9 protein-coding genes are annotated in these 11,243 nt (G+C 70.3%); 4 read left to right on the top strand and 5 right to left on the bottom strand.

The features are described from left to right. Window positions 1-20: 20 nt before the first annotated feature. The 5 genes from ACZ6ZQ_RS26500 to ACZ6ZQ_RS26480 all read right to left on the bottom strand — a co-directional run bounded on the left by ACZ6ZQ_RS26500 (window position 21) and on the right by ACZ6ZQ_RS26480 (window position 6,509). Window positions 21-299, bottom strand: coding sequence for an acyl carrier protein (locus ACZ6ZQ_RS26500; RefSeq protein WP_469771006.1), 279 nt, complete (start codon window positions 297-299; stop codon window positions 21-23). A gap of 25 nt (window positions 300-324) precedes the next feature. After that, a complete protein-coding gene (locus tag ACZ6ZQ_RS26495; RefSeq protein ID WP_469771005.1) occupies window positions 325-2,040 on the bottom strand; it encodes an acyl-CoA dehydrogenase in 1,716 nt (571 codons plus the stop codon). Then, a complete protein-coding gene (locus ACZ6ZQ_RS26490) occupies window positions 2,037-3,746 on the bottom strand; it encodes an acyl-CoA dehydrogenase family protein (protein WP_469771004.1) in 1,710 nt (569 codons plus the stop codon). The genes ACZ6ZQ_RS26495 and ACZ6ZQ_RS26490 overlap by 4 nt, the downstream gene beginning before the upstream one ends. Next, complete coding sequence (locus tag ACZ6ZQ_RS26485) at window positions 3,743-5,530, bottom strand: fatty acyl-AMP ligase (protein WP_469771003.1); 1,788 nt, start codon at window positions 5,528-5,530, stop codon at window positions 3,743-3,745. Before ACZ6ZQ_RS26485 ends, ACZ6ZQ_RS26490 begins: the two co-directional genes overlap by 4 nt. Window positions 5,531-5,741: 211 nt before the next feature. Then, on the bottom strand, window positions 5,742-6,509 hold the full coding sequence (locus tag ACZ6ZQ_RS26480) for an ArsR/SmtB family transcription factor (protein ID WP_469771002.1): 768 nt from the start codon (window positions 6,507-6,509) through the stop codon (window positions 5,742-5,744). A gap of 486 nt (window positions 6,510-6,995) precedes the next feature. On the opposite strand from ACZ6ZQ_RS26480, the gene ACZ6ZQ_RS26475 reads away from it, so the two are divergent. From ACZ6ZQ_RS26475 to ACZ6ZQ_RS26460, 4 genes are read left to right on the top strand one after another with little or no spacing between them, the layout of a single operon-like run. After that, window positions 6,996-8,180, top strand: coding sequence for a LeuA family protein (locus ACZ6ZQ_RS26475; RefSeq protein ID WP_469771001.1), 1,185 nt, complete (start codon window positions 6,996-6,998; stop codon window positions 8,178-8,180). After that, window positions 8,177-9,577, top strand: coding sequence for a 3-isopropylmalate dehydratase large subunit (gene leuC, locus ACZ6ZQ_RS26470; protein ID WP_469771000.1), 1,401 nt, complete (start codon window positions 8,177-8,179; stop codon window positions 9,575-9,577). The genes ACZ6ZQ_RS26475 and leuC overlap by 4 nt, the downstream gene beginning before the upstream one ends. A 33-nt stretch (window positions 9,578-9,610) precedes the next feature. Further along, window positions 9,611-10,210, top strand: a complete 600-nt coding sequence (leuD, locus tag ACZ6ZQ_RS26465) for a 3-isopropylmalate dehydratase small subunit (RefSeq protein ID WP_469770999.1) — start codon at window positions 9,611-9,613, stop codon at window positions 10,208-10,210. Next, window positions 10,207-11,235 carry an isocitrate/isopropylmalate dehydrogenase family protein gene (locus ACZ6ZQ_RS26460; protein WP_469770998.1) on the top strand — a complete coding sequence of 343 codons (1,029 nt, stop codon included), beginning with the start codon at window positions 10,207-10,209 and terminating at the stop codon, window positions 11,233-11,235. Before leuD ends, ACZ6ZQ_RS26460 begins: the two co-directional genes overlap by 4 nt. Window positions 11,236-11,243 lie beyond the last annotated feature (8 nt).

Raw genomic sequence — 11,243 nt, 5'->3', positions numbered from 1 at the left:
AGGTCGGCGTTGGCGGGCCCTCAGGACGTGGCGGCCTGGGCCTCGGTGAGATATGCGGCGAGTTCGTCGATGCTGGGGTGGTCCCAGACGACGGTGGGGTCGACCTCGACTCCCAGGTGGTCCTCGATGGCGGCGGCGAGCGTCAGTCCGGAGATGGACTCCAGCCCGTATTCGCCGAACCCGGCGGAGCGGTCGACGGTCTCCGGCGGTATGCCGAGAAGCTGGGCGACCTCGGTGGTCAGCCAGTCGTGCAGCTCGGCCTGAACCGGAAGAACCGTCTGTTCGGTGGTACCCGGCATGGTGATCTCCTTCTGTGGGTGGGGGTCACGGCATCGCCGCCCCGCGCCCGTCGGGCAGGGGTCGTGCGGCGAGATCGAAGGAACGACCGGTGCGGAACCGGTCGAGCAGCTCGGAGTACAGCGCCGCCTCGGCGGCCGCGGGCAGCGCGGTCGGTCTCCCCTGCAGCCGTCCGTTGAGACGGGTCAGCAGGGCCAGCGGCCAGATGGGGTCGTCGGGCAGACCGCCGCCGCCGAAGTTGTGCCGCCAGATGCCCAGGACGGAGGCGGCCGCGAGCACATGTCCGGTGCGGGTCACCAGGCGTGAGGCGTCGGCATCCGCCATGACCGTCACGTCCGCGGGTGCGAGGTCGCGGCAGTCGCGCGTCAGTGCGGCGTGCTCGGCGAGGAACAGTTCACCGAGGGCGGCGGCGGGACCGCTGAGCCGGGAGACGGACTCGGCGAGCGAACCGCCCAGGTGGTCGCGCCCGCCGGACGAGAGCCTCAGCCGGTGGAATTCCAGCGGCCCGAGACCGGCGGCGAGGTCGAAGAGCTCCGCCGGGGCGTCGGCCGACTGCGGTGCCGCCCAGGAACGCCGGGCGAGCACCGGGAGCTGCGGAAGCACCGCCGACTCGCAGGCGGCCCGGGCGGCGTGGCCGAAGCCGACCAGCCGTACGTCACGCAGCAGCTTCTGGAAGATCGCCGTGGGGCCGGTCCGTACGTAGAAGTGGGCGCCGAGCAGTTCGGACAAGGCGTTCATGGCGTCGAGCAGCACCGCCGACCCGAAGTGCTTGAACACGGACGACAGCACGCTCGCCTCGCCGGGCAGCACGTGCACGGCCCTGATCGCGGCGGCGCCGAAGCACTCGACGAGCAGCAGGTCGGCGAAGACAGCGGCGAGCGCGGAGCGCAGGTACGGCAGCTCCGCGGCCGTACCTCCGTAGAGCTGCCTGCTGGTCAGGTGGTTCAGCGCCACCCGTAGCCCGGTCTCCACCGGTCCGCACATCACGGCGGGAAGGATGGTCCTGGTGATCTGGAACGAGCGCATCGCCGTCTCCAGACCGTCACCGGCGCGTCCGAGGATGCTGTGCGGCGGCACCGGGCAGTCCTCGAACTCGATGCCGTGCAACTGCACTCCGCGCATCCCCGAGCTCGGAAAGCGGGGCAGGTCACGCAGCAGTTTCCGGTCGAGGGTGCGCTTGTCCAGCAGAACCTGGGAGTGGCTGCGGCTGCCGGGGCGCTCGTCGGTGCGCGCGAAGACGACCAGCCCCTGCGCGCGGCGCACGTTGGTGACGACTTCCTTGCGTCCGCGCAGAACGGGCTCACCGTCGACCTCGACGACGGCGCACTCCGCACCGGCCATGTCGTTGCCGTGGGCCAGTTCGTGGTAGGCCGCTGCGATGCGGTGGTTGCCGAGCAGCAGGCCGGCGGCGGTACGACGCTGTTGTTCGTCGCCGGCGAGCCAGACGTTGACCGAGGAGATGAACGAGCTCATGCCGTAGCCGAGTCCGAGGGAGGGGTCCCGGCGGTACAGGGCACGCAGTGCGGCCACGGCATCATCGAGCCGGGACAGCCTGCCGCCCAGTTCCACCGGCACGAACTCGGCGTTGAAGCCGTACTCGTCAAGGGCCCGCTCGCCCTCGGCGGACATCTCCCCGCGCTCGTCCGCCCTCAACAGCGCGGCGAAGCCGACCGGGTTGGTCTCGTCAAAGGGGTCTCCGAGGTGACGCTCCAGCTCTCCGACGCGGGAGTGGTCGATGGTCATGAGGCCTCCAGGCCGGAGAGCAGCGAGAATTCCCCCTCGACGAGGTCCGCGGAGAGCAGTTCGTCGCAGAGCAGGTCGCGGGCATCGGGTCCGGCGGGCGGTTCGAGGCCGAGCCGGGTGAGAACGACGGTGAGACAGGCGCGCACCCACAGGGCGTCGCGCCACCACCGGGCGCCGGGTCCGGGCTCGTTGTGCAGCCACAGCGCGAGGCAGGACGCGCCCGCGAAGCAGAGTTCGTAGCGCTTGGCGAGTTCGAACGCCTCGGCGGAGGCGGCCCCGGGGGCCTCGCGGCGTCCGGCGATCTCCTCGTGCAGCCGCGCCGACTCCTCGGCCAGGGCGCGGGCGCCGGCGGCGACCTCCTCATGGCCGCGCAGGGCAGCCAGTTCGGCCGCTGCCGACAGCGACTGCACGACGCTGCACCCGCCACCGCTGACCAGGGAGAGCCGGGCCGGGTCCAGCGGCGGCTGCGCGGTACCCGTCCTGGCCGCGGCCAGCAGGCCCGGCTCGTCGCAGGCCCCCGTGGCGTGCGCGCGGACGAGCAGCGGGAAGGCGGTGATCAGCGCGTGCCGGTTGACGGCCGTACTGCCGTCGAAGACGGCCACGATGCGGTGGTCGCGGTCGAGCTTGGCGAACGCCCCGTGCTCCAGGACTCCGGTGAGGAAGCCACGCACGCCGAGCAGCTCGGCCAGGGCGTCCACCGAGCGCTGCACGGTCGTCGGGACGAACGCCTTCGTCACGGCGGAGATCACCCCGAGCTCACCGGTGAGCGTCTGGGCGGTCCGCCCGGCCAGCACCGCGACCGCCTCGGCGAGCAGCATCGCCGCAGCGGCGTCGCCCAGGGCTCGGCGGATCCGCGGCAGGTCGGCGAGCTGCTGCCCGTACAGATGACGATCGGTGAGGAAGCGTACGGCCATCGGCAGCGCGCGGTCCGAGGCGCCCAGGGAGAGCGAGGTGGCGAAGATCCGGGTGAGCTGGAGCGACTTGAGCACCACCTCGAAGCCGGAGCCGTCCGGCCCGACGAGTGCCGAGTCCGGCACACGCGCGCCGGTGAAGGCGATGCCGCTGATGTCCGCGCCGCGCACGCCGTGGGTGAGCTCCTTGCGGAGCGTGCGGTACGCGCCCTCGGGGAGGGTGTCCTTGTCGACCAGGACGAAGCCGAAGCCGCGCGGGCCGCCTTCGGGCCGGGTGCGGGCCAGTACGCAGGCGAACCTGGCTCGGGTGGCGTTGTTGATCAGCCACTTCTCGCCGTCGAGCTCGAGGCCGCCGGCGACGGGGCGCGCGCTCAGACGGCCGGCGAGGAGGTCGCTGCCGCTGCCGCGCTCGGTCAGCCCCCAGCACACCTCGGCACCGGAGCGGATCTCATGGGCGAGCAGCTCGGCCTGCTTCTCGTCGCCCGCGACCCAGACGGGCATGGCGCCGAGGAAGGTCTTGCCGTGGGCGATGGCGACGGTGAGGTCGCGGCGGGCGACGGTCCGCAGCGCGGCCATCGCACCGTCCAGGCCGTGCAACAGGCCGCCGTGGCGCTCCGGGACGTAGTGCGCGCCCATCCCTGCTTCGTTGATCAGCCGATGCGCGGCCTCGGGGAACTCCTCCGCCTCGTCCAGCCGCGCGAGCTCGGCGGGGTCGAACGCACCGCCCGGTCCGGCGGCACGCGTCAGCAGGTCGTCGAGTCGTGCCGCGCCGAGCCCGGTGACGGGACTCGTCATGCCGTACGCCCCTGTCCTGCAAATCCGGCGTACTGGGAGTCGAACTCCGCGAACAACGGCTCCACCGCGCCGGAGAGGAACAGCTCCCGCATGGCCGCACGCTGGATCTTGCCGCTCGTGGTGCGCCGGACTCCGGCCCTGCGGACGAGCAGAACGCCTGCGGCACGTACGCCGAACTCCCTGGAGACCGTGTCGCGCATGGTGCGCACGAGCGTTTGAGCGCTGTCCTGCGAGGGGCGCCCGCGTACTTCCTGCAGCACGATGAGAGCGTCGTCGGTCGAGCCGTCGCTGCCGTCCGCCGGTACGGTGAAGACCGCGCCCGGCAGCCCGTCCAGTTCGGCGTGCCGGTCGCGCAGGGCGTGTTCGACGTCCTGAGGGTGCAGGTTGCGCCCGTTGATGATCATCAGGTCCTTGCGCCGCCCGGTGATGTAGAGCTCCCCGTCCAGGAACCCGCCCAGGTCGCCGGTGCGCAGGAACGGCCCGTCACCGCCCTTGGTGCAGGCGTGGAACGTCTCGGCGGTCGCCTCCGGGTTGCCCCAGTAGCCACGGGCGACGCTCTCGCCGCGCAGCCAGATCTCCCCGACCGATCCGGCGGGCAGCTCCTCGCCGGTGTCCGGGTCGACGATCCGCGCCTCCACATCGCGCACCAAGCCGTTGCTGGGCATCGGCCGCCCCTGGGCGTCCCCCGTCACCCGCCGCAGCAGTCCGCGCTCGAGCAGCGCCGGGTCGAGGTCGGCCACGACCTGCTCACGCCCGGGCGATCCGGAGACGAAGACGGTGCACTCGGCAAGGCCGTAACAGGCGCCGAACGCCTCGGGCTTCAGTCCTGCCGCGGCGAAGCGCCGGGTGAACCTGCGCATGGTCGACACCTGCACCGGCTCGGCGCCGCTGAGGGCGTACCGCCACCGGGACAGATCGAGGGAGGCCAGCTGCTCGTCGGTGACCTTCTCGGTACAGAGCTCATGGGCGAAGTTCGGCGCGGCGGAGAACGCCAGGTCGTACCTGTCGATCAGCTTCAGCCACTGGACGGGCCGCTTCACGAAGGTCACGGCCGACATCAGGACCACCGTGCTGCCCATGGCCAGCGGCGCGAGTGTTTGCAGGATGAGACCCAGGTCGTGATAGAGCGGGGCCCAGCCGCCGGTCCTGACCGGCTCCTCGGCACCGAGGGCATCGACGAACGACGCGATGTCGTACAGCAGATTGCCGTGTGTGACCTCGACGCCCTTGGGGTCGCTCGTGGAGCCCGAGGTGTACTGGAGCATCGCCGTCGTCGAACGGTCGGCCGGCGCGAGCGGCACGAGGCCGCCCTCGCTGTCGTCGAAGGTGTCGCTGGCCAGGACGCGCAGGCCGGGCAGCGCGCTGGCGTCGACCCACTCCTGGACCGCCGCGAGGTTCGCGGTGTCCGTCAACACCACCGAGATCCGGGCATCGGAGACGATCGAGGTGACCCGCTTGCGGTCCTGCTGGTAGCTGCCCGGCATCGGGGCCACCACCGCCAGCATTCCGGCGTACAGGCAGCCCGCGAAGGCCGCTACGCACTCCGTGCCCTGCGGGTACAGCAGCAGTACCCGGTCGCCCGGCGCAGCGTGCGTGCGCAGGACCTCGGCGATGGCCCCGGCCCGCCGGTCGAACTGCGCGTAATTGAGCGTGTCCGCGGCGCCCGTCTGCGGGTCGCGCACGAACACCACGGCCTCCTGGTCCGCCCGGTCGCGCACGTGCTCGCGCAGAAGGGCGCCCAACGAGGCCGCATTTCTGATGTTCTCGGTCATCTCGTTGCCCACTGAATGCCTCTCCGTACCGGTGGCGCCTGTCGGGGTTCCACGCAGCGCCTCGGCGGTTCGTCGGATCTTTCGCGTCAAAACGGAAGTAGGCGTCACACTGCGGACTCCGGGCGGCACATGGCCGGCCGGGAGTCCGCGCGAAACGTTCCTGCGATGTCTGTCGGGAATGCTGAACGGCTGCGAGCGGCCGACGCAGGACGCCGGGCAGACATCAGGAGGCGCGGCAGCACTCGGGGAACCGCTCCGGTGCCGCAAGGGGGAACTCCTCGCTCTCCCTGAGCAGCGTCATGCCCAGGTCGGTGAGGGAGTGCAGCACCGCGTTGAGCTTGCGACGGCTGGTGATGAGTCCGGCCGCGCGCAGCACCGTTGTGTGCTGACTCGCCGCAGCGGCCGAGATACCCAGCCGGCGCCCGAGCTCGGTGGTGGTGCAGCTCTCCGTCAGGGCGAGCAGGACGCTGGCGCGGGTGCGGCCCATGAGCGCACCGAGGGCCCTGTCCTGCTGCTCCGGCTCGTCCCACATCGCGGCCGCCGTCACCGCGTCCAGCGGAACCGGGTACACCAGGACGGGCGGGGTGTTCCCGGAGCCCGAACCGCTGTACACCACAGGCCTGCTGTGCAGGAACAGCGAGGGCACGATCATCAGGCCCGCGCCCTCCGGACGGGTGTCCCCGTCGAGGCCGTTGTCCAGCTCGAGCAGCGGGGAGTTCCACTCGATGCGTGCGTGCAGCGTGCCGAGCAGGGCCTCCACTCCGCCACCGAGGAAGATACGGCTGCGATGTTCGGCGTCGGCCCGGAGATAGGCGTTGATGCGCTCCCAGTACGGGGCCACCACGCACTGGTAGAAGTCACTGTCGACGGCGGCCTCACGGTTTCCCGTCCAGTCCTGCAGCACAGCCGCGCCACTGGCCTGCGCGAGCAGCTTGAGATGGTCCGGCACCGACGGCCTCGGCGGCAGACGGAAGTTCGCCGCCTGACTCACCAGATCCCGCCAGCGGCCGAAAATCGTACCCCCGCTCCTACGGCGAAGGAGATCGGCGGCCAATGCCGTCTCCACCGCCGGATCACCGGCCGGCGCGATGGTAATACGCGTCAGATCCTGGACGGTGAAATGAATCCGCTGCACTGATCTCCCCCAGATCATGGACGAAATTCGAGCCAGTCGGCGAGCTCGACCTGGCTCATGGAGTATCGTCCGGCAACTGCGGTGCTGCAATGAGTTTTAGATCAAGGCGAATGATGCGACCGCCCCCGCTCGCGGAGCACGCAGAGTAACCGGATGACGCCGGACAGTTGCCACTTCGCGAACTCCATTCACACTGCAGGGACTTTCAACCGAGCATGAAAACCTGCCCAGGCCGCTTCCGGCCGAATTACTATTTCCCCCCGTGCAAAATCGGAGCAGGCCGAGCCAGTGCGGCCCACCCACCCGAAAAACGGCACTCAACACCGTCCAGGGGGCGACCAGGTGACTATCGACAGCGCATACCGCCAACGCCGGATTTCAGTATTCGATGCCACATTGCGCGACGGAGAACAAGCACCTGGCAATGCCATGCTGCCGGAACAGAAACTGCCGCTGGCGCTGGCAGCCGAGGCGTACGGCGCGGACATCGTGGAGGCCGGCTTCCCCGGCTCGTCCCCCGCGGACGCCGAGGCGACCCGGCTGATCGCCGAGTCACTGACGAGCGCCCGCTTCGCGACCTTCAACCGTGCGTCCACCTCCGACGTCCGGGCCTCCATGGCCGCCGGCGGTGCCCGCCCGAACCACCAGGTACAGATCTGCGGCACCGGCAGCGACCTGCACCTGGAGCACAAGAGGGGCATTACTCGCGCCGAATCCGTCCAGGAGGTGCGCGACGCGATCCGGCTCGCCGTCGATCTGGGAGCGACGGATATCTCCTTCGGCGTCGAGGACGCCAGTCGTGGCAGCAAGGACCACATCGAGGCCCTCGTCACGGCCGCCGTCGAAGACGGTGCAACCACGGTGATCCTCGCCGACACGACAGGGTGTGCCACTCCGCAGGAGTATGGTGACCTCTGCGCGGCCGTGCGCTCGTGGATACCGGACGAAGTCGTCCTCTCCACGCATTGCCATGACGATATGGGGCTTTCTCTCGCCAATGCGCTCGCCGGAATCCAGGCGGGCGCCAACGAGGTGCAGGCCACACTCGGCGGAATCGGCGAACGGGCGGGCAACACCCCGCTGGAAGAGCTCGCGTCCGTACTGACGCACAAAGGCGACCAATTCGGCGCCACCATCGATGTGGAGCTGAACGGCCTTTACCCAGCCTACCTTCTTCTCTCGGAGACCATCGCGCTGGCACCGTCCCGCAACAAGGCGGTGTTCGGGATCAACGCATTCGCGACGGAGGCCGGAATTCATCAGGCTGGAATTCTGAAGAATCCGATCAACTACGAATACCTGAACCCGCACCTGTTCGGGCGCGATCGGTCCCTCCTCGTGGGGCGGCACTCCGGCAGGTCGATCCTCCGCTACCTGCTCGACCGCATGGACATCCCCGCAGAGGATGAGCTGGTCGAGGCGCTCTACGAGGAGTTCGTGGCGTCGCGGCCGGCCGGCGAATGCGACGAACTGAACGATCTGGCCCAGCGGATCGCGAACCGCTTCGCCGAGGCGGCGAAGGCATGAGCGCACCCTCGACACTCGTCGACAAGCTGTGGGACGCCCATGTCGTCAAACAGGAGGAGGACGGGGCCGACCTGCTCTACGTGGACCTGCACCTCGTCCACGAGGCCACCTCCGCGCAGGCGTTCGACGGACTGGCCCAGGCGGGCCGCCGCGTCCGACGGCCCGATCTCACACTGGCGGTCGAGGACCACAACGTCCCCACCGATTCCCTGACCATCAGCGATCCGGTGGCTTCCCTCCAGGTGGAGACCTTGCGGCGCAACTGTGCCGAGCAGGGCATCCGGCTCTTCAGCCACGGTGACGACCAGCAGGGCATCGTCCATGTGGTGGGCCCCGAGCTGGGGGTCGTTCTGCCCGGCATGACGGTCACCTGCGGGGACAGCCACACCTCGACGCACGGCGCGTTCGGCGCCCTGGCGTTCGGTGTCGGCACCAGCGACGTCGAGCATGTGCTCGCCACCCAGGTGCTCGCGCTGCAGCGGCCCCGGACGATGGCGGCCGAGTTCGTCGGCACCCCGCGCGATGACGTCACCGCCAAGGACCTCGCCCTGGCCCTCCTGGCCGAGCTCGGCGCCAACGGCGCGCACGGACACGTCCTGGAGTACCGCGGCGAAGCGGTGCGCGCGCTCTCCGTCGAGGGCCGTATGACCCTGTGCAACATGAGCGTCGAGGCGGGGGCCCGGGCCGGTGTCGTCGCGCCGGACGAGACGACGCTCGACTACCTGCGCAGCCGCCCGGAGAGCCCGCGGGGCGCGGACTGGGATGAGGCCGTGTCCTATTGGAACGGGCTGCGCACCGACGAGGGTGCGTCCTTCGACCGTACGGTGGTGATCGACGCCTCGTCCCTGACGCCGCACGTCACCTGGGGCACCAACCCGGGCCAGGCCGTGGGCATCGACGGCCGCGTGCCCGACCCCGAGGCCCTCGCCGACCCGGTGGAACGCGCCGTCGCCCGCAAGGCGCTGGACTACATGGGCCTGACTCCCGGAACGCTCATGCGGGACATCTCGGTCGACTCCGTCTTCCTCGGCTCCTGCACCAACGGCCGGCTCGAGGACCTCAGGGCAGCCGCCGACGTGCTGCGTGGCCGTGTTATCTCCCCCGGCGTCGACATGCTCGTCGTACCCGGTTCGATGGAGGTCCGGCGGGCCGCGGAGGCGGAGGGGCTGGACACGGTGTTCACCGAGGCGGGCGCGCAGTGGCGCTTCTCCGGCTGTTCGATGTGTCTCGGCATGAACCCGGACCGGCTGAACGCCGCACAGCGCTGCGCCTCCACCTCCAACCGCAACTACGAAGGCCGCCAGGGCACGGGGGCACGCACCCATCTCGTCTCCCCCGCCATGGCGGCCGCGACGGCCCTCGCGGGGCGACTCTCCTCCCCCGCCGATCTCGACTGACCGCTGCGGACAGGCAACAGGAACGAGGAACGCATGGACGCGCTCACCGAGCACACCGGCACGTGTGTGCCGCTGCGCCGCAGCGACGTGGACACCGACCAGATCATCCCGGCCCGGCACTGCCGCAAACTCACCAAGACGGGTTTCGCGGACGCGCTGTTCAACCGCTGGCGCAAGGATCCCGGGTTCGTACTGAACGAGCCCGAGCGCGCGGGGGCGAGCATCCTGCTGGCAGGCCCCAACTTCGGCACCGGATCGTCCCGCGAGCACGCGGTGTGGGCACTGCGGGACTGGGGATTCCGGGCCGTGGTCGCACCCAGCTTCGGCGACATCTTTCTGCGCAACGCACTGCGCAACGGGCTGCTCGCCGTGCGGCTTCCGATCGAGGCCGTGGATGGGCTGCTGGACCGTGCCGAGGCGTCGCCCTCGTTCGCCCTGACGGTCGATCTGCGCGAGCAGCGGGTCGTCGACGGTGAGCGACAGTGGTCGTTCGAGGTGGCAGCCCGTGCCCGCAAGCTCCTGCTCAACGGCCTCGACGACATCGAGGTGACGCTGAAGTCCCATGAAGTGATCGCACGTTACGAAGAGACCAGGCCTCGCTGGATGCCCAAGCCGTCCGGAGGCGAACTGTGAAGCGCATTGCCGTCCTGCCCGGGGACGGGATCGGGCCGGAGGTCACCGCGGAGGCACTGCGCGTCCTGAAGGCGGTGGCCCCCGATCTGGAGACCGACGTCCTCGACCACGTCAACGCCGACACGTACCTGGCCGGCGGCCCGGCCCTGTCCGACGAGGACTTCGCCCGGGTCGCCGACAGCGACGGCGCACTCCTCGGGGCGGTTGGTGACCCGCGGGTCACCAACCCCGACTACGCGCGGGACGTTCTGCTGCGTCTGCGGTTCGAGCTCGACCTCTACGTCAACCATCGCCCGGCGAAGCTGCTGCACGACCGGCTCAGCCCGCTGCGCGACCCGGAGCGCAGGGCCATCGACTGCACGGTGGTACGCGAGAACACCGAGGGCCTGTACGCGGGCATCGGCGGTTCGCTGCGCGCCGGAACCGAGCACGAGACGGCCATCGACACCGAGCTGAGCACCCACCGCGGGGTGAGCCGGGCGATGGAGTTCGCGTTCGCCCACGCCACCACATCGGTCTGCCTGGTCGACAAGGCCAACGCCGTACCCAACAACGGATCGCTGTGGCAGCGCTGTCTCCGCGAGGCGTCGGCCCGCCACCCCGATCTGGCGACACGGCATCTCTACGTCGACGCCGCGGTGATGCACCTCGTGGACGACCCGACGGCGTTCGACATGATCGTCGCCAACAACTCGCACGGCGATGTGCTGAGCGACCTCACCGCCCAGCTGGCGGGCGGCATGGGGACCGCGGCCTCGGCAAACCTCAACCCGGAGACCGGGTTCGCCCTCTGCGAGCCGGTCCACGGGTCGGCCCCTGACCTCGCCGGCACCGGCACGGCGAACCCGCTGGCGGCCATCCTCAGCGCCGCCTTGCTGCTGGACTGCGCATCGCGGACCACGGAAGCCACAGCGGTACGGGACGCGGTCGGCCGGACCATCGCGAAGCGGCTCTGCACCCCCGACCTCGGCGGCTCGCTCAGCACCTCGCAGACCGGCACCGCGGTACTCGACGAACTGTCCTGACGGAGGGC

Source organism: Streptomyces sp. NPDC053673, assembly GCF_055585225.1.
Note: the sequence above shows the minus strand (reverse complement) of the source record. Positions and strands in the feature narration are given on the sequence as shown.

Excerpts from the sequence above, each read along its gene's own strand:
- ACZ6ZQ_RS26490 (WP_469771004.1), bottom strand. The coding sequence starts at position 3,746 with ATGACGAGTCCCGTCACCGGGCTCGGCGCGGCACGACTCGACGACCTG.
- ACZ6ZQ_RS26495 (WP_469771005.1), bottom strand. The coding sequence starts at position 2,040 with ATGACCATCGACCACTCCCGCGTCGGAGAGCTGGAGCGTCACCTCGGA.
- ACZ6ZQ_RS26500 (WP_469771006.1), bottom strand. The coding sequence starts at position 299 with ATGCCGGGTACCACCGAACAGACGGTTCTTCCGGTTCAGGCCGAGCTG.
- leuD (WP_469770999.1), top strand. The coding sequence starts at position 9,611 with ATGGACGCGCTCACCGAGCACACCGGCACGTGTGTGCCGCTGCGCCGC.
- leuC (WP_469771000.1), top strand. The coding sequence starts at position 8,177 with ATGAGCGCACCCTCGACACTCGTCGACAAGCTGTGGGACGCCCATGTC.